Origin of the sequence: Microbacterium invictum, from assembly GCF_034421375.1 — a bacterium.
In the GTDB taxonomy this organism is placed as follows: domain Bacteria; phylum Actinomycetota; class Actinomycetes; order Actinomycetales; family Microbacteriaceae; genus Microbacterium; species Microbacterium invictum_A.
Genome location: NZ_CP139779.1, coordinates 1,338,522 through 1,362,158, shown reverse-complemented (window position 1 = coordinate 1,362,158; position 23,637 = coordinate 1,338,522). Strand labels below are relative to the sequence as shown.

Below are 23,637 nucleotides of genomic sequence, written 5' to 3'. Positions count from 1 at the left end.
CGACTTACTCGATGAGGTCGACCGGCTGCGTGTCGGGGTCGGCGGTGATCGCCGGGGCTCCCAGAAGCTCGGCGATGCGCGCCGCAACCCCTGCCGGGTCGCTGTACAGGTCGAACGAGTGCACGCGCACGTAGTGCCAGCCCAGGCGGCGGAGGATCTGGGGCCGCAGCCGCAGCGCTTCGCGGAGCGACTCGCCGCGGGTCTCGGGATCGCTCTCGGCGACGACGGCCTTGCCGTTGTACTGGGCGACGAGGGGCAGGAGGCCCCGGTACTGCACGTCGACCGAGACGCCGAGGCGGCGGAGCTCGCGGGCCAGCGACCGGGTGAGCGGGTCGGCGAGGTCTTCGAGGCGCGCTTCGCGCGCGCGGGCGGCGAGGCCGCCGAGGATGCCCATGAGGGTCGCCGCGCCGTGCTCGAGGCGTCCTTCGTCGAACGCCGAGGGACGGATGGACGACACGATCACCATCGACCGGCGGGCGCGGGTCATGCCGACGGTGAGCAGCCGCTCGCCGTCGGGGGTGGAGAGGTCGCCGAAGTCGCTCAGTACGCGGCCGTGCTTGGTGAGGCCGAACCCGAGCGAGAAGATGACGCGGTCGCGGCTCTCGGCCACCGACTCTTCGAGGCTGAGGACGGCGAACGGCTCGGCGGTGTCGCGACCGACGAAGTCTGCGACATCCGTCCGCCCGGCGAACGCGGCACCGACGGCGGCGCGAATCCGCTCGGCGTGCTTCCGCGATGCGGTGACGACCATCAGCGACTCCGACGCCCGGTTCACGGCGTGCTCGACGACCAGGGTCACCACGCGGGCGACCTCGGCGTCGGGGGTCTCGACGGCTCCGCTGATCGGGTCGGGCGCGCCAGTGCCGCCCTCGACGTAGTCGACGCTGAGGCTCCCGCGGCCGAGGTACGACCCCGCCCACGGCAGCGACACGATCTCGCCGCCGTAGAAGGCGTCGTTCACGAGCGCCGCGAGGTCTTCTCCCCCGGCGCGGTAGCTGCGGGTGAGGGTCTCGACGGGGAACAGCTCCGAGAGCCGGACGAACACGCTCTCGTCGTCGAACGGGTCGTCGGGCGCATCGGGGTCATCGGTGGGAATGGCCGACGCCACCCGGAAGGGTGTGGGCTTCTGCGTCACCGGGTCGCCGAAGACCACCAGCTGACCGCCGCGCCGCAGGGCCGGCGTTGCCTCGGCGAGGCACAGCGCCCCGGCATCCGCGATGATCACGACGTCGAAGCGCAGGGAGTCGGGGATGAGCGGCACGTCGTAGGGCGATGCGAGCCACACCGGCGCGAGGGCGCGCGAGAGCGTGGGGGCGGCGTCGAGGAACTGAGCGGGGCTGATGTCGCCCGACTTCAGGGCGGCTCGCAGGGCCGCGGCCTCCTCGGCCTCGTCGACGATGCCGATCCGCCACTGGGTTGCGAGCTGCGAGGCCAGCAGCGGCCCGGACGCACCGGTGTGCGCCTCGTCGACGAGCCGGAAGTCGCGCTCGAGGCGGTCCACGACGGCGGTGTTGGCGCCGAGGAGCGCGCGGTCGGTGCGCAGCAGGTACTCCAGCGCCGACTGCCACCACGCCCACTCGAGCTCGGCGCCGACCTGCTGCTCGGGCACGTGACGCACTGAGAGCTCGGTGAGGAGTGGCTCGAGCCCGAGCCCTGCGAGTTCGGAGCGCAGGGTCGCCCGCTCGACGAGGTTGTCGAAGACGTCCGATTCCGCGGCGAGTTCGGCAAGCGTGCGCACGAGCTGCGATACCGGGATCGAGCCGAGCGCGTCGGCGCCCGAGCGCCCGAGGATCTCGTCGAGCTCGGCGAGGTCGGCGTCGACCCGCTGCCAGGCGACGTGCACGTCGGCCAGCCCGAAGGGCACCTCGGGGATGACGCCGGCCTCGACGTAGCGGTGCCACTCGGTGCGCTGCTGCTGCACCTTCAGGAGGGCCTCGTGCATGTCGACGATGTGGACGCCGGGCCGGATGTACTCGCGCGAGAGACGCTTGAGCCGTCGACGGTTCGCCGCGTTCATCGACGGCGAGTCGCGACGCGGGCCGTGGGCCTGGATGAGCTCGCCGAGCGGCCGCTCGAACACCGTGGGGCTGAACCGGTCGAGCGAATCGCGGATGCCCGAGAGCAGCCGCAGCTGCACCCCGAGCTCGGCGACGCTCTGGAACGGCCGCATGTGGGTCTGCCCGACCATCGCGTAGCCGCGCTCGAGGAGCGCCGGCACGTCGGCGCGGTGGAGGCGGGCTGCGAGGCCGTGCGCACGGCGGGCATCGGCGGTGGTGGCGAACGAGACGCCGAACCACGGCGAGTCGTGCGGGCCGAACCGGAATTCGCCGAGGCGCGCGGCGGTGGCGAGCTTGGTCGCGGCTTCTCGCCGCTTGCCCGCCAGGCGGATGAGCGTGCTGACGTCGAAGCGCGCGGCGGTCGACGGCGTGGGGTCGAGGGCCGAGAGTTCTGCGAGCCGGCGCAGCACGTCGAGCGTGCAGACGCCGAGGTCGGAGTGCGTGGTCGTCAGGGCGTGACGGTAGTCGCGCAGCACGGTGCGAAGACGCACGAGGGCGTCATCGACCTCGGCCACGGCCGGCTTCTCGGCCTTCTCGTTGCGACCGATCGCGCGGATGAGGTCGCGGCGCACGTGCCGCGGCGAGACGGTGAGGCCCGGCAGCCCGACACCCGCGAGGCGGTGACGGACGCCCTCGAGGGTCGCGCGTCGCGCACTCACGACGAGGACGCGTCGCCCCTCGCGGACGAGCGAGCCGACGGCGTTGATGACGGTCTGGGTGCCGCCGGTGCCGGGGAGCGTGTGGACGACGAGCGACTGGCCCGACGCGATGCGCGCGAGAACTCCCTCCTGTTCGGCGTCGGCGTCGAGCAGCAGTGCGTCGGCGGCGGGGGGACGCTCGTCGGCGGGGAGGATCGAGGGGATCTCCCGGCGGTGCATCACCCGTTCGCGATCGGCAGGATGCCCCGCGAGGGCGTTCAGCACAGGGTGGTCGAGGTTCGCGGCATCCCTCGACATCGGCGATGCGACGTCGGCGAAGGTCGAGACCACCAGGCGCGGCTGCACCTTCACGTTCGGCAGCGAGGCGGTCAGGGCCCGCAGGTGGTCGATGACCGGCTGGGGTTTGAAGACGCCGCCGTCGTAGGCGAGGGCGGCGAGCGCCGCCCCGTCGACGGTGATGCCGAAGTGGGTCTTGAAGGCCCGGATGAGCTCGGGGTTGACGTGGAACGAGCCCCGCAGCTTCAGCTCGAAGTCGGAGTGGTGCCGCCGGATGGCGAGGGGTCGCAGCAGCACCGGTGCGGTGCAGGCGAGGCCGCCCAGTCGCCATGAGGCGAGGCCCACCGCGAGGTGGACCGCGTCGATCCCTCGGGCGGTGCGCAGCTCGACGTTCTTGGCGGTGATGCGCTCGGCGGCGAGCCGCGCGTTTCGCAGCGCCACCTCGTCGCGAAACAGCCCCGACAGCAGCGTGGATCGGCCGGTGATGAACTGCGGGAGGCTCCCCGGGTGGGCGCCGGTGATCTCGATGCCCTCTTCGCGGGAGTCGCTGTAGTGCAGCAGTGTCGACCGACCGCCCAGCTGCGACGCCTGACGCCGCAGGGTCTCTCGCGCGGGGTCGGCGATGTGGGCGACCGTGACGCCCGGCTCGGAAAGACCGAGGTCACCGGGGTTCACGGCCGGACCGGTCACTGTTCCTCCCCGGTTCTCCATGACATCCGATTCGACTCGCCACACGTCAGCCACACTAAGCGCCCGCCAGGTCGGGCGCCGTTAGGCGGGGCGGGTTTTCGCGGTATTGACGACACGCCGGGTGATCGGCCCTTCCTGCACAGGCACCCCCGATCGCCGATCACTCACAGATGCCGCCCCGGCACCCGCGGGAGTGGGCGTGACGGGCGAGGATGTCGTCATGATCGCCGCCCTCGCCCCCCGGTTCCTCCTCCACCCCTCCCCCGTCGGCGAGGTGCTGATCGTCGCGCGTGACGACGCCCTGCTCACCGTGCACCCGATCCACGGGCCGGCAGAGCCGGAGCTCGAGGGCCTCGCCCGCCGCTACGGCGACGTGGAGCCCGGGCCCGAGCACCCCCTCGCCCGCCGCACCGCCGAGCAGCTCGACGAGTACTTCGCCCGTGAGCGCCGTCAGTTCGACCTGCCGCTCGACCTCGGTCAGGCCACCGGCTTCACCCGACTCGCGCTGGAGGCGATCCAGCGGATCCCCTACGGCGAGACCGCCGGCTATGGCGAGGTCGCCATTGCCGCAGGGAGCCCCGGCGCGGCGCGCGCGGTCGGCACCGCCTGCGCCACAACGCCGTTCTCGATCGTCATCCCCGTGCACCGGGTGGTGCGCGCCGACGGGTCGCTCGGCGAGTACGGCGGCCATCCCGAGGTGAAGCGGTTCCTCGTCGACTTCGAGCGTGCGGCGGGCGTGTAGGCCGCCGGTCGCGCGCAGCGGCCCCGCGGGAGGTTCCTCTCCGCGGGGCCGCCGGGCCGTGGCATCCGGATCGAAGGCGTCCTAGTGGTTCGTCGCCTTCTCGGCCCCGAAGCCGGTCAGCGAGCGCACCTCCATCTCGGCCGCCTTGGTGCGGTCTTCGCCGCCGCGCGAGGTGACCGACCCCAGCCAGCCGAGGAAGAACCCGAGCGGGATCGAGACGATCCCGGGGTTGTTCAGCGGCCAGATCGCGGTGCCCACCTTGAACACGCTGGTCTCCGACCCCCAGAACACCGGCGAGAGGACGATGAGGATGATCGCGGCCGCGAGTCCTCCGTACATGCTCCACACCGCTCCACGCGTGGTGAACTTCCGCCAGAACAGCGAGTAGAGGATGGTCGGGAGGTTCGCCGACGCCGCCACCGCGAACGCCAGCGCCACCAGGAACGCGACGTTCTGACCTTGCACGGCAATGCCGCCGAGGATCGCGAGGATGCCGATCACGATGACGGTGCGCCGGGCGACCTTCACCTCGCCGTCGGGCGGCACGTTCCCCTTCTTCACCACGTTGGCGTAGATGTCGTGGGCGAACGACGCCGCGGCGGTGATGGTGAGCCCCGCGACCACGGCGAGGATCGTGGCGAACGCCACCGCACTGATGAACCCGAGGAGCAGCGGCCCGCCGAGTTCGAGCGCGAGCAGCGGCGCGGCCGAGTTGACCCCGCCGGGTGCCGAGGCGATCCGCTCCGGGCCGACGAGCGCCGCAGCGCCGTAGCCCAGCACGAGGGTGAGCAGGTAGAAGAGGCCGATCAGCCAGATCGCCCACACGACCGAGCGACGCGCCTCTTTGGCGGTCGGCACCGTGTAGAAGCGCATCAGCACGTGCGGCAGGCCCGCGGTGCCGAGCACGAGCGCGATCGCGAGGGAGATGAAGTCCCACGGGTTGCCGCCGTACTGCAGGCCCGGGCCGAGGATGGCGTCAGCGGGTTCGGTCACCGACGCGGCCACCGCGTTCTCGAGCAGCGTGTTGAGGCTGAAGCCGTTGATCGCCAGCACCCAGATGGTCATGATGAGCGCTCCGCCGATGAGGAGGAACGCCTTGACGATCTGCACCCAGGTGGTGCCCTTCATGCCGCCGACGAGTACGTAGACGATCATGATGACGCCAACCACGGCGACGACCACCGCCTGGCCCACGCTCTCGGTGATGCCGAGCAGCAGGGCGACCAGGCCCCCCGCCCCCGCCATCTGCGCCAGCAGGTAGAAGAAGCACACCGCGAGGGTCGTGATCGCCGCCGCCATGCGCACGGGGCGCTCCTTCAGGCGGAAGGAGAGGACGTCGGCCATCGTGAACTTGCCGGTGTTGCGCATCAGCTCTGCCACGAGCAGCAGGGCGACGAGCCACGCGACGAGGAATCCGATGGAGTAGAGGAAGCCGTCGTATCCGTTGATCGCGATCGCGCCGCAGATGCCGAGGAAGGATGCCGCGGAGAGATAGTCGCCCGAAATGGCGAACCCGTTCTGCGGCCCGGTGAAGGAGCGTCCGGCGGCGTAATAGTCGGCGGCGGTCTTGTTGTTCCTACTCGCGCGGATGACGATGAAGAGCGTCACCGCGACGAAGGCGCCGAAGATCGAGATGTTCAGCACCGGATTGTTCTCGGTCGTTTCCACCGCGGCGCTGACCGCCGACCCGACGGAGGCGAAGAATTCGTTCATGCGCCGGCCGCCTCTCGCTTCTCGAGTTCTTCACGGATCTCTTCGGCGATGGGGTCGAGCTTCCGGTTGGCGAACCAGACGTAGAGCATCGTGATGCCGAAGGTGGTGACGAATTGTCCGAGCCCGAAGATCAGGCCGACGGTGATGTCACCCCACACGCGCTGCGACATGAAGTCGACCGCGAAAGACGACAGCAGCACGTAAGCGAAATACCAGACGAGGAAGGCGAGGGCGAAGGGGAAGATGAAACTGCGCTGCCGCCGTTTCAGTTCCCCGAATCGCGGCGATTCCTCCACCGCGATGTAGTCGATTCCACCCGGTGGGGCGGACTCGGTGCGTCGATCGGACATGTGGCCTCCTTGCACACAAACCGTGGGCGCATTTGCGCCGGTCCCGAACTCACGACGCCCCCCACCGTCGGCGAGGCGCCTGCTATGGTCGACGCTACGAAAGGCGGCGACGTAGCCGTCACCCCCGGAAGTAGGTAGTTCGTGGTCGGTTCGTCAAGCGCTCCGAGCGACGTGCAACTCGTTTCCCGTGCCGTGGGAGATCTCACCCGCCGCACCGGCTTCCCCGTCGCCTTCGGCGGCCTCTCGCGAGACGACGCGATCCATGTGTCGGCGATCTCCGGCGCCCGCACCCGATACCTCGAGGGGCTCGTCGTCCACCCGATGAAGGGGCTGGGCGGCCGAGCCTACGTCGAGAAGCGACCGCGGCTCGCGCTCGACTACCGCACCGCCCGCAGCATCACGCACGACTACGACCGCGCCATCCTCGGTGAGGGCATCGCCACGCTGTTCGCCGTACCGGTGCTCGTGTCGGGAAAGCCCCGGGGCGTCATCTATTGCGGATCCTGGGGCGAACGCCGCGTCGGCGACGTCATCGCCCGCCCTGCCTTCCAGGTCGCGGAAGAGCTCGCGACCGAGCTCCGCGTCCGCGACGAGGTCGCGCGGCGGCTCGAGACCTTCACCCCGTTGCAAATGCCCGCGGCCTCGATGCCCGCCGCGGCGCGCGAAGAGCTGCGCGAGAGCTACGCCGAACTGCGCAGCATCGCCGCAGGAGTGGATGACGACGGGCTGCGCCGGCGCCTGGCGCGCGTCGAGCAGCGACTTGCCGCCCTCTCGCACGATGAGCCCCACCCGTCGATCGGCGACATCCACCTCTCCCCCAGGGAAACGGATGTCCTCGCCCGAGCTGCCCTCGGAGAGACGAACGCCGAGATCGGCGACACCCTGGGGCTTCGCGAAGCGACGGTGAAGTCGTATCTGAAATCGGCGATGGCGAAACTGGATGTCTCGACCCGCCATGCCGCAGTGATGCAAGCGCGTCGGGCGGGCCTCCTCCCCTGAAAAGCCGAAATTCTGCGGTGCGGCGCCTTTCGCATCTTCGTCACCCCATAATGTGTGACCATGGCCCGAAAAATTGTGCATCAACTCGTTGACGATCTGGACGGAACTGTCCTCGAAGTCGGCGAAGGTGAAACCGTTCTCTTCTCTCTCGACGGCGTCGCGTATGAGATCGACCTCACCGTCGATAACGCCGCCGAATTCCGGAATACATTGTCCCGATATGTCGACGCCGCCCGCTCGGTGTCGACCGGCCGACAGGCCGAATCCGCGGCATCCCGCAAGCGCCGCCGCACGGGACAGGCCGACTACACGGCCGTTCGTCAGTGGGCGAAAGAACGCGGAATGTCGGTGTCAGAGCGTGGCCGCATTCCGGCGTCGGTGATGGAGGCGTACGAAGCCGCGAATTAGGCAATCGCGGCGCTTCTGCGTTCCGTGAGTGTTCCATCGAAGAACCCTGGGTATCGGCGCTCTGGCTTGCGCCTGCGCTCGATACTCGGAAGCGTGGCTGACTCCACCACGGAAGGAGAAGCACATGCTCACTCTCACCGAGAACGCCGCCATCGCCGTCAAGGCTGTGGTCGCAGGCACCCCCGACGTCCAGGCCGCAGGTATCCGCATCCGCGGAGCCGAGGCACCCACTGCCGGTTTCGAACTGACCCTGGCCCCGCAGCCCGAGCCTGCGGACGCCGTCGTTGAAGCGGACGGCGCTCGCGTCTTCCTCGACAGCACCGCGCAGGCGGCGCTGGACGACCAGGTCCTCGACGCTCAGATGAACGAGGACGGCTCGGTGCGCTTCGCCCTCGCGGCGCAGGCGTAACGACCTGAAGTTTGACGACGGGCCTCGGTGCACACGCACCGGGGCCCTCGTCGTCGGCGGTTAGACTCGATCCGCCAGCCTCTGTAGCTCAATGGAAGAGCAGTTGCGTCCTAAGCAAACGGTTGGGGGTTCGAGTCCCTCCAGGGGCACAGTCTCTTTTAGCCTCTGACCAGGAGTTTCTTCTAAGGTCAGACCACACAGATGGCGTTTTTGCCCGCTTTTTGCCCGCATTCTGAAAACTCTGAGGCCGCGCTGAGGGCACCGACATGCCCCTTCAGCGCACTCCGCTGGACGTCTCGAAACGCCGAAAACGAGCATCTCGGACGTCTCGAGCCTCGGCAGGACTGAGCAATCTGCTCTCTGCGGTCACTGCGGTCGGGCGTAGCGGGTCTGCGGACCCGACGGCAGCGCCACCAACGGCATCTGGTCGTTCAGTCGGGTGGCAACGGCATCCAGATCGTCGTCGAAGAGGTCGGCGTACGTGTCCAGCGTCATCGCCGCAGACGCGTGCCCGAGCATGCGCTGCACGGCCTTCACGTTCGCGCCTGAGCTGATCGCGAGCGACGCAGCGGTATGACGGAGGTCGTGAGGAGTCAGCCGCGGGATCGACGGATCGAACTCCTGCGCACGCCGGACCGCGTTCGCGAACCACCCCTTCTCCCCCGAGTTGCGCATGTGATGGACCCCGTCGCCGAACAGCAGACCCTCCGGGCCCTTGCCGGCGCACGCCTGCTCGATCATCGGAGCGAGACGCTCCGGGTAAGGGACCGAGCGCTTCTCGTGCGTCTTCGGCGTGCCGACATGGATCTCGTACGCGATCATCACCGCGTTCTCCTCGATGACGAACCGTCGACGGAGGCGGTTCACGCTGCGGACCCGCAGCCCGGTCGCCTCACCCCACCGCAGGCCGGTGTACGCCAGCGTCAGGACGAGCGTCGGATGCGCGGAGCACGCCGCCAGCGTCGCGACCTGGTCGTGCGAGAGGTAGACGCGACGTTTGCCCGGTCCGTGCCGAGGCAGGTTGCGCACGTTGCGGGCCGGATTGCTCGCGAGACGCCGATCGTCGATCGCCACATCGAGAATGCCGGCAAGGATCCCCAGCGAACGGAGGACGACGGTCCGTGACTTCTGCGTCGCGAGGTCGGACACCCAATCCTGAACCTCAGAGCGACGGATCGAAGAAATCTCCCTGTCGGCCCAGACCGGCGCGACGTGGTTCTTCCACGCGCGCTCGAGCGTCATGTAGTACGACGGCTTCGACATCGGCGGTTGTTTGGATCGCAGCCAGCTGTCCGCGAACATCCGGACAGGAACCCGCGACGAGGACGGGTCGATGTACTCGCCCTTTGACTTCGACACCGTGACCATGGAGAGGTACAGCTTCGCTTCGCGCATCGTCGTGAAGCCGCGCTTCTCCGCCTCGGTGCGATCCGGCTTGCGATACCGCACGCGGTAGCGGCGGCCCTTCGCCGATTCGTACGGGGTGATGCTGCCCATCTCGACCTCCGCTCATGCCGGCTCGACGGTCAGTATCCGGCCAGTATCGAGCACGGACCGGATGCCTTCAATGCGGCCGATGACAGATGTGGATAGATGACGGAAGACGTCGTCACCTGGCGTTGGCGTACAGGGCCGCGCTTCCCTCCGACGCCGAGAGTGTAGCGATCGAGTTCGGCTCCATTCCGGGCTTTCGCGACATAGACTCGGTGCTCCGCTGCGCTCCGGCCTGCGCTATTTTCACGGTCCCGGCACTCCGCCGCGCCCGCTCGCTGATTGCTGATTGTCGGGAGAGCGCCAGGCATGGAGAACCAAGTGGGTGCCCTGCACGGTCGCACTCGTGACGAGTGAGCGAGTTCGACAAGCCCTGAAGGAGTTCGTTCGAGAGCGCAACTGGGCCAAGTTCCACACCCCCGCAAACCTCGCCAAGAGCAGCTCGATCGAGGCTGGCGAGCTGCTGGAGTGCTTCCAATGGAACGATCATGCCGACCCTCCGCGAGTTAGCGAAGAACTCGCGGACGTCCCTACCTACTGCATGCTCCTCGCCGAACAGCTGAGCGTCGATCCTGACGAGATCGTGCTCGCGAAACTGGTCGTGACCGCTGACAAGTACCCTGCCGAACGCGCGAAGGGACGGACCACGAAGTATGACGCCCCTTAGCGTCGAGAAGGTCAACTCGAGAGCGGGCATCGCCTTCACCGACGACGACCTGCTCCAGTAATCCGCAACATCTATGGGGTGCTGCTGACGCACGGAATGCGCGGCACCTACCTCTATGTCTGCGACCCCGCGTTGCGTGAGTTTTTGCGGTCGCGCCTGTGTTTGGGCTGATGTAGTCCACCGGCTCGCGACCTGACAGGGTTCGCGTGTTGATCTGTAGGCTCGCAACCGTGCCACGGTTGGACCGATTTTCAATGCCCAAGGCCGTTCGGATCTCGGGTCGTTCCTCGAGCATCACGAACTCCTTCGTGAACGGCATCATCCCAGTGATCTGGCCTACGGCCGCCCAGGTCGAGGAGGCGCTCAACATTCTTGGGATGCCAGGCCAGGTCTTGTGCGCCTACTGTGGTGACCCTTCGACCGAGTGGGATCACCTTCGGCCGCTCGTAGTCAATCAGCAGCCGACCGGTTACATCTCGGAGATCCACAACCTTGTACCCGCATGCGGGAAGTGCAATCAGAGCAAAGGAAACAGCTACTGGTATGACTGGTTGTTCGGTGCCGCCCGACTGTCCCCGACAACGCGCGGCGTCCCCGGACTCGACGAACGCGCAGAACGACTTCGGCGCTACGAGCAGTGGGGTACCCCGACGCGCGTCGATTTCTTGGAGGTAGTTGGCGATGAGCTTTGGAACCAGCACTGGCGTAATCACGCTGCGATTCTTGAGCTGATGCGGGACGCCGAATCCACGGTCGCTCAGATTCGTGATCGGATCGCCTCGTCTGGTTCTGTAATCGAGCCTCCGCCTACCGCGGCGGGATAGAAACCACGCGGCCGCGAGCAGTTCGAGACTCGATAGGGGCAGTCCGATCGCGCAAGCGAGGACCCGAGCGCATCCTCATGTTTCGAGATCCGCGAGATTGGAACGCCAATCGGCCGTCACCGTCTGGACGGGCGCAAGACGGTCCGGGAAGCTGCCATGCCGAGGCATCGCGTCGGTAGCACCAAACCTGAACTCCCATTTGCCCGTCGGCGAGAACAGACAAGCCGCCACGACATCGAAGCCGTCGACCGGGTAGAACCGCGAGGCAGGGTCCGCCTTTGACGCGCGAGTTTTTTGCACCTCTACCTTGAAATCGCCACCAGCCGTAGTCCGCGGGCTCGCGTTCTTACACTCGACCCGGAGTTTCCGCCCGTCCACGAGTGTGACATTGAAGTCGTGCATTGCATCGACATCAAGACGCTCGATTTGCTTGACATCCGGTGACCGGCGCAGCTGGTCCTCGAGGTGATGTTCGGCGACGCCACCGCGCACAGCCACCGCCAGACGATTTCGTCCGCCAATGATGTCAAGTATCTGTTCGCTTGTCAGCGCGAACTGTTCTTCGAGAACGTGCCTGATCGGCGTCGTGTCGCGATTGGCGTTGTCACCGATCGCGAGAGCCGCGGAGTAGCGAAGCGCCGGATCAAGCCGTAGAGCACTCGCTCGCCGCTCGAGGCGAACGTAATCGAATAGCCGCCTCGGCACGAACGCGACAACGGTCTCGAGGTTGGTCGGCGAGCGTGGCTCAGATCGTCTACTTCCGCCGCGATTGATCTTCTCCCAGACGTGCCATCCATTGCGCATGGCTTGGTCGAGTTCAGAATCCTTGGCATAGAACGAGATTCCCATGGGCAGCGGGTCCCAGAGATTCGCGTCGAGCCCGATCACCACGTCGTCAGCGATATCGATCCCGAGGATCATCGTTACGTCGAGGCCGGCAACATCACGTCCAACGGGATGTTCTCGCTCCCAGCTGTCTTCTGAGCCGTAGCGAAGCTGGCCACGCACCTCATCGACGGGGCGATTCTTGATCGCGTTCCGAGTCACACGGAAGGGATAGATGAGCATGCCAATGCGCTCATCAGTGTCGAGCTGAGCACCAATGAAGATCGGTGCTCGACTGGCGTCGCTTGCGTAGAGGATGCGTCCGCCGGACTCTTCCACGGCGTCGAGGAGGAACGCATGTAGATCGGCCCGTCCCTGGACCCGATAGACCTCCCCGACAGATCGACCTGCAATCGGTTCCTCCACAGTGGCCTCCTCGGGCAGGATCTCCACCGATCAGGACCGTATCGATGGCATGTCGGACACAGACGGCAGACTGGTACCGACGATACTGGTCAGACATGCGCGCGCACCGGCCCCGGCCCGTGCGGGTGCGAGACGAGAAGGTGACGATGCGCGAACAACTACCGGTGGTGAGCCTGTTTTCTGGAGCCGGCGGACTGGATCTGGCAGTGGAACGCGCTGACGCGCAAGCGCTCGTCTCAAACGACCCGGGTGAGGGTCTCCTGCGAGTTGCTGTCGCGACGGACTACAACGCACCGGCGCTCGCGACGCTGAAGACGAACTTCTCCAACACGGCGACTCTCACAGGCGACATCCGTGAAGTTCCAACTGAGCAGATCCTCGCTTCAGCAGGGCTTCGCTCCACGGAGCCGGTTCTTGTCGTGGGCGGCCCACCGTGCACGCCATTCAGCAAATCGGGCTTCTGGCTCGAACAGAAGAGAGAGAGCCGGGACCCTAACGCTTCCCTACTCGATGAGTACGTTCGCGTGGTTCGAGACTCTCGCCCGGAAGCTTTTGTTCTCGAGAACGTGCAAGGGCTCACCTACAAGACACATCGAGCTCAGTTCGACCGGCTACTGAGAGCGCTCGGCGAACTCGGATACAACCCGCAATGGAAGGTTCTGCTTGCCGCCGACTACGGCGTGCCGCAACTACGACGCCGGGTCTTCGTCGTCGGGCGCCGAGACGGCGAGAAGTTCGAATTTCCCGAACCCACGCATTCCGGGTGGAGCGAACGCGATCGGAAGATCGACGTTACGAAAGTGCCGCATGTGACCGCGTCCCAGGCGTTCGCAGATCTGCCTAAACTTGTGCCCCTAAGCGACGACGAGATTGTCGATGGCGTGTATGGCGAACTCGCATCTGAGGTTCCGCCGGGCCAGAACTATCTGTGGCATACCGATCGCTACGCGGGCCGAGATCACTTCGAGTGGCGCAGCCGGTATTGGACTTTCCTGCTGCGGCTTGACCCGAACCGCCCTTCCACGACCCTTCAGGCGCAGCCCGGGCCTTGGGTCGGTCCCTTCCACTGGGAGAACGTGCGCACCGCCTCAGGCGACGAGCGTGCGCGCCGCCTCCGAGTGAAGGAAATGCTTCGTCTCATGTCCTTCCCTGATGACTTCAAGATCGATGGCACGCGCGTCGAAGTTCAGCGCCAGCTTGGTAACGCCGTGCCACTGGAGCTGGGCAAGGCCGTCGTGAAAGCGCTCATGACGCAACTCGGTTACCTACACTCCCACCGGGCGACCAGTGAACTGATCTTCGCCTGAGAGGAAGCTCCGCATTGCGGACCCTCGCAGAAGGCCACCAATACTGGGCCCCTCGCTCATTGGTCACTATGAGGCGGTCAACTTGAGTGGTCTTCTACACATGGATACCGCGATACCTCTCCGTCATTCCCGTTCCAGGATCGGCGGCTGAGCCCCTGGCGGACTGTAGTCGGGCAGGCGCGTACCGCGATCAGAGCACACGACGATGCGCGCAAATGAAGGCGAGATGATCGGGCCGTGAGATGTCGCGGTGACACCGTCGCAGCGATACTCAGCTTCTGCCGTCCGTATCGCCGTCAGCTCGTCCCAACCTCTTACCCCCGCCGTCGGCTTCCGTGAACATGCGGGAAACAAGGGCTCACCTGGCGTTGTGAGGCGCCCAGCTGGGATGTAGTCGCCAATCCGACCCAGGCAGGGTCCGACCAGCGAGCATGGCGTCAGACTGGGAGCTTCCATATGACGTCGTGAGCGCGTTCGGCGAGCATACGGGTGCGGGCTGTGATCTCGCTCGCAGACCAGTTCGCCTGGTCGACGACGCCGCCAATGTCGTACGCGGAGCCGACCCGCTTGAGCACAGCCTTTTTTGCCTCGAAGGTCTTGCTTCCCAACTTCTGGTTGACAGCCTCACTCACCAGCAGGAGATTTCCCAGGGAGCCAACTGTTTCCATAGATTCTCCGTTGCCGATCTTCGCTTGAGACATGATGTGCTCGATCGTCAGGTTGTCTAGGCCCGTCGTCGGGTGCGCCGCCCGCAGGAACGCGGAGAGGACGTATCGGACCAGCTTGCTGTCGCGAGTGAAGTCGTCTGTGAAGAGGAATCGCTCCTCGAACGCCAAGAGAAACTGCTCACGATCTGGCTTGCGATCGATCAGCTTTGCTCGGAGATCGTTCAAGACTCGCACTCTCGCTGACTGGTCTGTTCCAGCTAGGTAGAGTTCGCGCGCGGCTTTCGCGTACATCTCGGAAACGCCGCCGCTGCTGCTCAGCTGACTCACGACTGTGCGTTGGAAGTGGAATCGCTCAATCGTCTGAAGAGTCTTCTTGAAATGAGCTGCACCGAGCTTTGGGCTAGCCTCGCGGGCTCGCATCAATGAGAGGAGGAGGGGTGCCGGTTGCACGATTCCGAAGAGCGCGAGTGCACTCAGGCTGCGTCCGGCGTCAGACACCTCGGTGGCCCAGTTCACTCCGGAAGGTTCGACGACCTTGCGATAGAGGGCGGCATCGCGGACTAGGGAATTCAATCGGGCTTCGGCAAGAGGCTCAGAATTCACTTTCGCTTTGATTGCTCTGAAGAGTTTGCGCTGAGCAACGTAGTCCTCCTGCGAGAGCCACCAGTGGAGGATGAACCGATTGGCATCGATACGAACTCTTGAATCGGTCGACTCGAGGCGGTCCCGCAACTTCTCCCAAGTCGCGCGGTATGTGTCTGCGGCCGCGTTCCCGTTTCCGCGCAACCGGGCAAGCAAGTGATTCTTGAGTAGGTCGACGACCTCCAGATCCTTTCCGCGACTGTTGAGAGTCTCGAAAATGATGTACGCGTCATCCTCGTTGCTGTGCTCGATCCAGATGACCTTCAGCCCTAGAATTCGATCACGGAGTTCCAAGAGCCAGTCGAGCGGATCCTGACGCTTGCCGAGTTCTTCGGTGATCAGCCGCCGTACTTGCGCAAGGGCCTGGGAAAGGGCGACTTCCTCCTCGGTTGCCGGATTGATTGCACTGTTCGCCGGGTACTTGAAGATCGCTTGCGAGAGGAACGGCGAACTCACCTCGGTCTGCAGGGTGAACTGGAGCTCGTTGCTCCGGTCGTACTTCTCTAGATACCGGTGAACTCCGGCCGCGAGGGTTTCCTCACCCAGCGCCTTGAGTTCGTCACGGATCACCGCGAACATGATCGAGATAGTCGTCAAGCGTTGCTGTCCGTCGACGAGTCTGCGGATCGGGCTTCCCGATTCACGCCAAGCGACCATGGGGCCGATGAAGTAGCCCACCGAATTGTCAAACACGATGTCACGCCAGAAGTCGTCTAGGTTGGTCGCCTCCCAGCTGTAGGGCCGTTGAAAGCGTGGAATCACGTAGTAATCAGCGCCAACATAGAGATCCTCGACCGATCGCTTCTCGGGTTGGAAGTCGATGTCTGGCATGGTGCTCCCCGTGTGATTGGTGGGTAGTGCGGCCGAGGGTGAGAAGGCGGTAGACGATCGCACGATGTCTAATCCAACTACGAATCCATCGCGCGCGTCGACGGCGCGGCCTGGAGACATCCGCCCGCTTCCGCTGTGATGCTGCGGCTAGGCAGGTGCACTCTACTCACAGATTCCTGCCGCTGAGCCATTCGGATGCGCCGGCTCATCTATTTCGCGTCCGCACAGAGCCCCACTAAGCCCGAAGAAGGCTCTGCTGCGATGAAGACGCGGTAACCATCGAGAGAGCAATTCAGAGAACAATGCACGTAGGCACCCAGGGTGACGAACACCGTTTAGAAGCACTGCCCTGCACGCACCTGCACACCAGGAAAATACCTGGATAACTGGCAAAACACACCCTATTCTGAGGGCATGCGAGGAGGCCTTGAGCGATGGAAGCGAGGTGTCGAGTCCAGAGGGGTTCGGCAGGCGATCGGCTACGCGCTAGAGGGCACCTGCGATGCTCACATGCAGCGCTCCCCCGGCATTGACGCGCTCGAAGCGTACAGTGCCGCATCCGATTCGACCGTCTCACGATTCATCGTGGCGAACGGCGTCATCACCTCGGACGAGCTCACCGCCGGCGGCCTTCGTGTCTGGCTCACCGGACATGATCCGGTCACCGGGGAAGAGCGCGGCCATCAGCGGCTGAGCCCCGACGCCGACCTGCTGCTCGACGGAACGCTCAACCACCCGAAGTCCTACAGCATCGCCGCGCTGCTGCATCCCGAACTTGCCGCCGAGTTCGAAGCGCTTCAGGACCGGCTACGTGACCGGATCCTGCTCACATGGCAGACGGAGCTCAACGCGCGGCGCGGGCACGGAGGGCTCATCCGCGAGGCGATCACCCGCATCGAGGTGGTCGAGCTGCAGCATCGGCGCTCGCGCGCGCTCGACCCGCACATCCACCGTCACCTCTGGCTGAACATCAAGGTGCTCGGCGCGGACGACAGGTGGTCGAACCTCGACTCGCGCGTCGCGATGAAACTGCACACCGTCATCAACGCCGAGGGCGAGCTCGCCGCCCGCACGGATCCCGCCTGGATCGCCGCGCTCGCCCGGCACGGATACTCGCTCGACGACACTGGCGAGATCGCCGTGCTCGCGGGCGCCGTCCGACCCATCTCGCGTCGGTCGGCGCAAATCGAAGACAACCGCGCGCGCCTGATCACGGAGTGGTCGGCGGCGCACGGAGGATCTGCGCCGAGCGTGGAGGTGCTGCAGCAAATCGATCGGCGCGCGTGGGCGGTGTCGCGTCCGAACAAGCCGGCCAATCTCGACGAGACGTCGTGGGAGGCGCGCGTCCGCGACGAGATCGCAGCGATCGATCCGAATCTGACCACCCCGCGCGCCCCCATTCCAGTGGCTGCAACAGACCCGCATGCCATCAATCTGGATCTGCTCGCTGCACAGGCGGTCGTCGACGCGGACGAACGGTCCACCTCCTGCGGCGGGAGGTTCAGCTTCTTCGACATCCGAGCGGGCGCAATACGCGCGCTCTCACGCACGAGGGTCGTTGCGGAGCGCGACCGCCTCGACGGCGTGATCGCCGAGATCACGGAGCGCGCCACGTGTTCCGTCTATCGGCTCGTTGCGGATGTGCCGCCGGCCCACGTGAAGGCGTTCATGGCGACCGAGACCGTGCGCGCCAAGGTGCGTCTCGTGGGCCGCCTGGATGCGCTCGCCTGGCCGGGCCGCTCGCGGTTGGCGGGCGAGTTGCGCCGGTTCGCACCGAACGAAGATCCGTCAGTACTGGATGCATCGCAAAGCGTTGCCGCGTGCGCCATCGCCGGCACCGACGATCTCGTGACGTGACCGAACCCGCCGGCACGGGCAAGACGACGATGCTGCGCGCTGCGTTCGCGGCGCGCACGTCGCAACGGCGGCGCATGCTCGTCGTTGCACCCGCGCGAAAGGCGGCATCGGTGGCTTCCGCGCGAGGTCGGGGCCGCGGCATCCAGCATTCGTGCCCTACAGCGGACCGACGCAGTACGTGCTGCGATCTGGCGATCGGATCGTCGTTGACGAAGCCGGAATGGTCAACCTGCGGACGGCGACCGTCCTCTTCGAGCTCGCGATCGAGCAGGGTGTCGGGCTGGCGTTCGTGGGTGACACGCATCAGGCGTTGCCGGTCGGGCATGCGGGTGCGATGGGTTCTGCGTTCCGGCACGCGAACGCTGCGATCGAGCTCGACACGGTGCACCGGTTCCGCGATCCCGACTACGCGGCGCTCACGCTGCGGCTCCGCGATGCGGGTGATCGCGAGCGTGCGCTGGTGGTTGCGGGCGAGCTTGCCGAACACGGTCACGTCGACCGGGTCGATCATCACGACGCGGCGCGTGAGCGGATGATCGACGCGTACTTTGGCTGGCACGCACGCGGCAACCGGGTGACGTTGGTATCTGGCACGAATGCTGAGGCGGATGCGATCAACGACGGCATCCAGCAGCGGCGAATCGATCAGGGCGAGCTCGACGCCCGCGTCGCCGCGTGGGGACTCGGGCAGCAGCGCATCCTCGTCGGCGACACCGTCCAGACCCGTCGCAACGACCGGCTCACGGGAGTCGAGAATCGCGCACAGTGGATCGTGCGCGGCATCAGCGACGAGTACCTGTCTCTTGTCTCGGTGAGCGACAGCGGCGAGGTGGCGCGTGTGTCCACCGAATACGCGCGCGAGCACCTGCAGCTCGCCTACGCGTCCACCGTGCACGGTGTGCAGGGCGACACCGCCGACGCGTCGGTGGTCGGGCCCGATGTCGATGCCGCGGGGCTCTACGTGGGCCTCACGCGCGGTCGGCTGAGCAACGTCGCGGTCGTCGTAGCGCGGACGGATGCCGCGGCCCGCGAGTGCCTCGCTGAGTCGATGCAGCGCGGCACACCCGAGTTGACGATGCAGGATGCGGTGCGTGCGGCTGAGGCGGAGGTGCGGCGTGCGGCGAGGAACCGGGAGGCGGCGATGACTACGGGGCCGGTGGGCAGGACGCCGACTGCCGGGCGCGGGATTGGCATCTAGACGCGCTGGATCGGCGGCGCTCACCGTGCCAAGGCAGCTCGGGCAAGCTGTAAATGCGCGGCTGAAGAGCGAGCGACGCTCCCGCGCGACTTCCGCCGTCTGTTCTGTGGAGCACCGGCCTGCGGCGACGCGATCACGTGAAGGCGGCCGTCAATTGGATCACTCGATCGGGCTCGGGTCGAGCATTTGATCGTGGGGAGCGAACTGTGCTCTCGACACACCATCCCGATTTTTTGAGACACCAACGAGTTCAAACGAGTGACGGCGCGCGACCACACGGAGGTCTTGATCGCGGACTGGCAGGGAGAAAGCCGATCCTTGTTCGGGTGCTGCAAATCTGACTGCGAGCTGCAACATACCTGTGGTATCGCTTCGCCAGGCCGGCTTGACACTTCTATGAACCGTCTTTGCGATGTCATTAACTAGCAGCTGGCCTCGAAGTCTCATCTCGCCCGGCACTAAATGCTCGGATGCGCGGCCGGGGTCGAGTAGGTCCTCAATTCCGAAGGACGCCCGGAGCGAACCGCTCGTCAGTCAGCTCCGACAGTTGGCGCTGAATGTCGTGGAGCGCCTCCCACATGAGCTCGTCACGCGCTTCGTCACGTGTAACGCCGGGCTGCGGCTCCGTGGCCTCGATAGTCAACCCGAAGTGACGCCAAAGTGGATTCGTGTTCTCGCTCCTTGCGGCGCTGTCCGTGATGTGTGTGGCAAGGGCAGCAACTTCAGAGCCCGTGTCCCACGCATTGAGCGTAGGTTTGTACGAATGTGTGATCAGGCTGGAGATATCAAATGGAAGCCGGGTACCGATTTCGCACACTAGGGCGACCGGACGATTGACGGCTGTACGAACGCCAAGTTCGAAAAAAACGTTGGGGTTATGAGTACTCATATCGCAGAGCACGAGATCGGCGGTCGACAGATGCTTCACGATCCCGGCATGGATCAGGTCGGTTCCCTGGGCAATCGGGCTGATTGGTTCGAAGCCGGCCCTGACGACCGCGGGGATGAAGAGGGTCTCCATCACGTGCTTCCAATGATCGGCATCGCCGTACACCTCGGCTTGCTCCGGGTGCGTAGTGATGGGCATCGCGATGAAGCAGGTTGGGAGCGCATCGGGCATGCGCCATACATTAGTGCCGCCCGCAGGGGCTACGGGAACAACGGTTTCTCCGTGGGTCTCGCACCCAGCATCGCGGAGTTCGTTTCTCGGGTGCTGACCCCTGCGGTCTGGCGCCCAGCAACTCCACGATGAAGCGAATCGCGGTGGCTTCGCGACGCGTTGCGATCCTAAGACCTACCCGATGGATGCAGGATCCATCAGATCCGGCCCGCCTCCTTGAATTCCTTCCGCAGTTCGTCCTTCCAATTCAGGCCTGGGTACGCAACGTAGCTGAGTCCCGCTAGGTCGGACGGCCGCTCGACGTCTGCGTCCATCACCACGACGTTCTCCCGCCCGATCTTGCCGATGAAGTAGCCCAACTCGAGCACGACGTTCTGTCGAGCACGCAGACTGGGCGTCGAGCCAGCCTGGTGCTCCGAGATCGTCTGGCCGACGTCGTCCGGTGTGAGAAGGAGGATTACGTATGACGCGCTTCCGCCCCGCTTCTCGAACTTTTCTATGATCGTGGCTCAGCCGCCGGCCTTCTCCGCAAGGGAGGTGGGCATCACTCCTATGAGGTCATGAACATAGATTCGTATTGGATCTCTCGATGCGTCTCCGAAGGGCGTGAGCCCATCAAGTTGTATCTGACGCAGCAGGTCCTTGGACTATCGCAACGGCCCCACTCGGTACTCAACGGAGGTGGGGAAGGCGCTCTCTTAGTTGATTCCGCTGCCGATGTCGTCCCCGACGTCCTGCAACCAGATCCGTTCCCGGACGTCCAAGGTCGGCGATCGAGCACGGGATAGGACACCCGCGTTCGTCTATAAGGCTCCTGTCAACTTTTCGGTTCGCCTATAACCCTGCGCGAGGCCGACTGGTGGGCGGGCCTTCTTCGCCGCGGGTTGCCAGCCACATGGTGTGCTCTCGGCTAATCGCTTCCTCCGCGTCAGCGACGGCTTGCGGCCAATCGTTAACAGCGACTCGTCGTAGGACATCCGCCTGAACCGCGAGCTCGGCCGCTGCTACTCGGTACGCAGAGGTCAATTGAGAGTATTGCTTTATTGCCAACCATGCCGCTCCGCCAGCGACGACTGCGGCGATTATCCCCGCGAAGTCGAAGGGCTTGTCGCGCCCCAACGCGATCGCCGCTGCGACGACAGCGATCAGCTCTCCCAATAGGAGGCCGTACCGCCAGGAAGTCGCCCGAACCTCGTTTTTGCGAGCGTTCGACGAGTACCAGTGGCGCTGATCCTCAGTTCGGTGCATCAAGTATGCATTTCGTCGCACCGAAAAAGGCGACGACCGAAGCTCGATCATGCTTTCGGTGAGGATCGCATCCCCGGGGCCGACGTTGATTCGATCCCGACCGCGTTGAAGAACCTCTTCTACCCGCTCCCTAAGCAACGACTGCGCGTCAGCTTCACTCACGTTAGGCCCGAACGGCTCGCCCTGCACCGCAAAGCGCCAGGCGAGTGTCTTCGTGGACTCTGCCACAGCTCGGCCGGCATACCAGTCTCGCTCGGGCTGGAACCGGATGAGAGCGATTTCGGCAAGAGCGGCAGCTACGAATGCGACAAGTAACACCAAACCAGAAAAGTCGAACCCGCTTATCACGATGCCAAGAGCAGCCGCGAGAGTAGCGATTAGGAGAGAGAGCAGTCGCGCCGCACTAAGACGCACGTAAGCCGTTTGTCCGCGCGCAGATGCGCTGTTCGCGGCATCGTGCACACCGGGCAGCACGATATTAGGGGGCGCCGCAGGGCTAACGCTCATCTCGTGCATGTGCTCATGGTGTTGGTCGGCATAGAGCGACTCCTGCTCGTCGCAGCAATCGCCCGTTCGATTGCGTCGTCGAATTGGTTGACGTCCGCCGGCGTGCTCCAGTCAAGAATCTCGGCACCGTACTCGGTCAACCCCTCAGGGACTTGGGCGTCGGGATCGATACGGATACCTATGATCCCCTTTCCCTGCTCCTTACTCCATCGGATTTCTTTCTCGACCCATTCGCTTTGCGAGGTCTCCTTGCCGATGAGCACGATCGTCGCCGACGAACCTTTGATCCGCTCCTTGATCTTTCGGCTGATGTAGTCCGCATCTTGGCTCTTCACCGGGTCGAGCAGGTGCCGTCCGGTGAAGTCAATGTTCACGTTCTTGTTATAGGTCATGAGGTTCAAGCCACGAGCCTTCATCTGATCGGCGTGCTGGTAGCTGATAAAAACCCGACGGGTCACGTGCCCTCCTCAGCTGGAGTGAGCGTGGCCATCTGCTTGCACAACGGGCACTTCTTAAGCAGGGCGCCGCTTTTGATGACATAGCCGCACTCTCGACAGCGCCACTTACGGCTCTTGGAGCTGTTAGGCACTCTCGAAAGTTCGGCATCCGTCTGGTAGTAGTCGTGAGCGTCCGACCAGCTGAATCCGGCCTCCCGCCCCCATGACGGATATGCGTAGCCGGATCGAGCGCGTGCAAACGTTTCGATGCGAGTGACTTCGCCGAGATAATCGGCTGTGCGTTCGGGGCGTTCGTCGCATGCGCTGCGAAGCGCTGCCACGGTCTCGGCGTCAATCGGCTTCATTGTGCGGAACTGGGCAGAGCATATTCCTGCCAGCGGCTCCGCCAGGTCCTCCACGGCGATGGGGTCGATGAAATGCATCCTGTCGGCGGCGAGCGCGTAGTCACGATTGACGGCACCTTGGGTGCCTTCCGTGTACCAGCCAACGTGGTAGTAACCGGAGATCACTCTCCCTTGATGCGGCTTGCGCGTCGTGAGGAAGAAGATAGTGGCCGCGCCATCGTGAACGATCCGATTCCGCATCGACGGCTCGCACGTAGAGAACAGGCCGTACGTTCCGGTCTCGATGTTCGGATCGCTCTTATTGTCCGCAGGTCGGGTGATCTCGCGAACCGGCCATCGCGCGAGAGGGTCCGAGAAGTAAACGGACAGGTAGCCGCGTCCGGTGTCATGAAGCTTGCGCCATGGGTCGCCAAGCCGCCGCGCTGCCGCGCCCTCGCCGTGTTCCCTGGCTTCTCGCACACTTTGATGCTACGGCTGGCCTCCGACACACCCTGGGAGCCACGCTGGGCGGAGAGGGTGGGGGTGATGGCCAAGGCTCACTTCTCGATCCGCACCGGGCGCCGTGATTGTGTCGAGGGAGTCGATCAATCCGGCAAGTCGACGCAGCTGAATCGCCTCCGACGCTCGGCCGAGTCGACGGTCTTCGCTCAAATGCGAGCGCTTCGCACCATTCACCAGCCGTGTGTATAGGGCGTTGGAGGACGAGGTTACCGACGACGGCAAGCCCACCCGTGGACTCACCCGACCGCTTGCGCATCCCGAATGCAACCACAAGGCACGGACCGCCGCGCGCTTCCGAGTTTCTCGCCCAGCCAGTCGTCGATCACATGGGACGCAGACCTTAACAGGGGCGACCTCGGGATCACGTAACGACGTTGACGATGAAGGGGGTCTTCGTCCTCATGGTCCAATACATACAGG

At 65.0% G+C, this 23,637-nt stretch carries 20 protein-coding genes and 1 tRNA gene; 10 read left to right on the top strand and 11 right to left on the bottom strand.

The window, feature by feature from the left end; genetic code table 11:
- Positions 1–4: 4 nt before the first annotated feature.
- Positions 5–3,703, bottom strand: coding sequence for an AAA family ATPase (locus T9R20_RS06560; RefSeq protein ID WP_322411726.1), 3,699 nt, complete (start codon positions 3,701–3,703; stop codon positions 5–7).
- 178 nt (positions 3,704–3,881) lie between these two features.
- Here T9R20_RS06560 and T9R20_RS06555 point away from each other — a divergent pair, with 178 nt between their 5' ends.
- A complete protein-coding gene (locus T9R20_RS06555) occupies positions 3,882–4,424 on the top strand; it encodes a methylated-DNA--[protein]-cysteine S-methyltransferase (RefSeq protein ID WP_322411725.1) in 543 nt (180 codons plus the stop codon).
- Positions 4,425–4,505: 81 nt separating this feature from the next.
- Here the strand turns inward: T9R20_RS06555 and T9R20_RS06550 are convergent, their stop codons facing one another.
- Entirely contained in the window at positions 4,506–6,137 is a 1,632-nt protein-coding gene (locus tag T9R20_RS06550) for a cation acetate symporter (protein WP_322411724.1), read from the bottom strand.
- Entirely contained in the window at positions 6,134–6,487 is a 354-nt protein-coding gene (locus T9R20_RS06545) for a DUF485 domain-containing protein (RefSeq protein WP_322411723.1), read from the bottom strand. The genes T9R20_RS06550 and T9R20_RS06545 overlap by 4 nt, the downstream gene beginning before the upstream one ends.
- Before the next feature lie 192 nt (positions 6,488–6,679).
- Between T9R20_RS06545 and T9R20_RS06540 the strand changes: the two genes are divergently transcribed.
- The 4 genes from T9R20_RS06540 to T9R20_RS06525 all read left to right on the top strand — a co-directional run bounded on the left by T9R20_RS06540 (position 6,680) and on the right by T9R20_RS06525 (position 8,452).
- Positions 6,680–7,486, top strand: a complete 807-nt coding sequence (locus T9R20_RS06540; RefSeq protein WP_322411722.1) for a LuxR C-terminal-related transcriptional regulator — start codon at positions 6,680–6,682, stop codon at positions 7,484–7,486.
- A 60-nt stretch (positions 7,487–7,546) separates the two neighbouring features.
- Positions 7,547–7,894: an Lsr2 family protein gene (locus T9R20_RS06535; protein ID WP_322411721.1), complete on the top strand. Its 348-nt coding sequence runs from the start codon at positions 7,547–7,549 to the stop codon at positions 7,892–7,894.
- A gap of 124 nt (positions 7,895–8,018) precedes the next feature.
- A complete protein-coding gene (locus T9R20_RS06530; protein ID WP_322411720.1) occupies positions 8,019–8,303 on the top strand; it encodes a Fe-S cluster assembly protein HesB in 285 nt (94 codons plus the stop codon).
- A 77-nt stretch (positions 8,304–8,380) separates the two neighbouring features.
- A tRNA-Arg gene (locus tag T9R20_RS06525) sits at positions 8,381–8,452 on the top strand.
- Positions 8,453–8,669: 217 nt separating this feature from the next.
- Here the strand turns inward: T9R20_RS06525 and T9R20_RS06520 are convergent.
- Positions 8,670–9,800, bottom strand: coding sequence for a tyrosine-type recombinase/integrase (locus T9R20_RS06520; RefSeq protein ID WP_322411719.1), 1,131 nt, complete (start codon positions 9,798–9,800; stop codon positions 8,670–8,672).
- A gap of 340 nt (positions 9,801–10,140) precedes the next feature.
- Here T9R20_RS06520 and T9R20_RS06515 point away from each other — a divergent pair, with 340 nt between their 5' ends.
- Together T9R20_RS06515 and T9R20_RS06510 are read left to right on the top strand one after the other, a co-directional pair.
- A complete protein-coding gene (locus tag T9R20_RS06515) occupies positions 10,141–10,461 on the top strand; it encodes a nucleotide pyrophosphohydrolase (RefSeq protein WP_322411718.1) in 321 nt (106 codons plus the stop codon).
- A gap of 308 nt (positions 10,462–10,769) precedes the next feature.
- Positions 10,770–11,285, top strand: a complete 516-nt coding sequence (locus T9R20_RS06510) for an HNH endonuclease (protein WP_322411717.1) — start codon at positions 10,770–10,772, stop codon at positions 11,283–11,285.
- Between the two features lie 75 nt (positions 11,286–11,360).
- Here T9R20_RS06510 and T9R20_RS06505 read toward each other — a convergent pair whose 3' ends face one another.
- Complete coding sequence (locus T9R20_RS06505) at positions 11,361–12,563, bottom strand: hypothetical protein (protein ID WP_322411716.1); 1,203 nt, start codon at positions 12,561–12,563, stop codon at positions 11,361–11,363.
- A 68-nt stretch (positions 12,564–12,631) separates the two neighbouring features.
- Between T9R20_RS06505 and T9R20_RS06500 the strand changes: the two genes are divergently transcribed.
- Positions 12,632–13,843 (top strand): DNA cytosine methyltransferase, encoded by a 1,212-nt coding sequence (locus tag T9R20_RS06500; protein WP_322411715.1) that lies wholly within the window; start codon positions 12,632–12,634, stop codon positions 13,841–13,843.
- A gap of 437 nt (positions 13,844–14,280) precedes the next feature.
- On the opposite strand, the gene T9R20_RS06495 is transcribed toward T9R20_RS06500, so the two are convergent.
- On the bottom strand, positions 14,281–15,984 hold the full coding sequence (locus T9R20_RS06495) for a DUF262 domain-containing HNH endonuclease family protein (protein ID WP_322411714.1): 1,704 nt from the start codon (positions 15,982–15,984) through the stop codon (positions 14,281–14,283).
- Positions 15,985–16,494: 510 nt separating this feature from the next.
- Here T9R20_RS06495 and T9R20_RS06490 point away from each other — a divergent pair.
- Entirely contained in the window at positions 16,495–17,841 is a 1,347-nt protein-coding gene (locus T9R20_RS06490) for a relaxase domain-containing protein (protein ID WP_322411713.1), read from the top strand.
- A gap of 151 nt (positions 17,842–17,992) precedes the next feature.
- Positions 17,993–19,039, top strand: a complete 1,047-nt coding sequence (locus tag T9R20_RS06485) for an ATP-dependent DNA helicase (protein WP_322411712.1) — start codon at positions 17,993–17,995, stop codon at positions 19,037–19,039.
- 496 nt (positions 19,040–19,535) lie between these two features.
- Here T9R20_RS06485 and T9R20_RS06480 read toward each other — a convergent pair whose 3' ends face one another.
- The 5 genes from T9R20_RS06480 to T9R20_RS06460 all read right to left on the bottom strand — a co-directional run bounded on the left by T9R20_RS06480 (position 19,536) and on the right by T9R20_RS06460 (position 23,175).
- Positions 19,536–20,159, bottom strand: coding sequence for a hypothetical protein (locus T9R20_RS06480; protein ID WP_322411711.1), 624 nt, complete (start codon positions 20,157–20,159; stop codon positions 19,536–19,538).
- A 197-nt stretch (positions 20,160–20,356) separates the two neighbouring features.
- Positions 20,357–20,659 carry a TIR domain-containing protein gene (locus tag T9R20_RS06475; RefSeq protein ID WP_322412119.1) on the bottom strand — a complete coding sequence of 101 codons (303 nt, stop codon included), beginning with the start codon at positions 20,657–20,659 and terminating at the stop codon, positions 20,357–20,359.
- A 334-nt stretch (positions 20,660–20,993) separates the two neighbouring features.
- Positions 20,994–21,923, bottom strand: a complete 930-nt coding sequence (locus tag T9R20_RS06470; RefSeq protein ID WP_322411710.1) for a DUF4231 domain-containing protein — start codon at positions 21,921–21,923, stop codon at positions 20,994–20,996.
- The gene (locus T9R20_RS06465; RefSeq protein ID WP_322411709.1) at positions 21,911–22,372 is read right to left on the bottom strand and encodes a TIR domain-containing protein; all 462 of its coding nucleotides are present in this window, start codon (positions 22,370–22,372) and stop codon (positions 21,911–21,913) included. Before T9R20_RS06465 ends, T9R20_RS06470 begins: the two co-directional genes overlap by 13 nt.
- The gene (locus tag T9R20_RS06460) at positions 22,369–23,175 is read right to left on the bottom strand and encodes a rubredoxin-like domain-containing protein (RefSeq protein ID WP_322411708.1); all 807 of its coding nucleotides are present in this window, start codon (positions 23,173–23,175) and stop codon (positions 22,369–22,371) included. Before T9R20_RS06460 ends, T9R20_RS06465 begins: the two co-directional genes overlap by 4 nt.
- Between the last annotated feature and the right edge of the window lie 462 nt (positions 23,176–23,637).

Excerpts from the sequence above, each read along its gene's own strand:
- T9R20_RS06560 (WP_322411726.1), bottom strand. The coding sequence starts at position 3,703 with ATGGAGAACCGGGGAGGAACAGTGACCGGTCCGGCCGTGAACCCCGGT.
- T9R20_RS06550 (WP_322411724.1), bottom strand. The coding sequence starts at position 6,137 with ATGAACGAATTCTTCGCCTCCGTCGGGTCGGCGGTCAGCGCCGCGGTG.
- T9R20_RS06545 (WP_322411723.1), bottom strand. The coding sequence starts at position 6,487 with ATGTCCGATCGACGCACCGAGTCCGCCCCACCGGGTGGAATCGACTAC.
- T9R20_RS06535 (WP_322411721.1), top strand. The coding sequence starts at position 7,547 with ATGGCCCGAAAAATTGTGCATCAACTCGTTGACGATCTGGACGGAACT.
- T9R20_RS06530 (WP_322411720.1), top strand. The coding sequence starts at position 8,019 with ATGCTCACTCTCACCGAGAACGCCGCCATCGCCGTCAAGGCTGTGGTC.
- T9R20_RS06520 (WP_322411719.1), bottom strand. The coding sequence starts at position 9,800 with ATGGGCAGCATCACCCCGTACGAATCGGCGAAGGGCCGCCGCTACCGC.
- T9R20_RS06500 (WP_322411715.1), top strand. The coding sequence starts at position 12,632 with ATGCGCGCGCACCGGCCCCGGCCCGTGCGGGTGCGAGACGAGAAGGTG.
- T9R20_RS06495 (WP_322411714.1), bottom strand. The coding sequence starts at position 15,984 with ATGCCAGACATCGACTTCCAACCCGAGAAGCGATCGGTCGAGGATCTC.
- T9R20_RS06490 (WP_322411713.1), top strand. The coding sequence starts at position 16,495 with ATGCAGCGCTCCCCCGGCATTGACGCGCTCGAAGCGTACAGTGCCGCA.
- T9R20_RS06480 (WP_322411711.1), bottom strand. The coding sequence starts at position 20,159 with ATGCCCGATGCGCTCCCAACCTGCTTCATCGCGATGCCCATCACTACG.
- T9R20_RS06470 (WP_322411710.1), bottom strand. The coding sequence starts at position 21,923 with ATGCACGAGATGAGCGTTAGCCCTGCGGCGCCCCCTAATATCGTGCTG.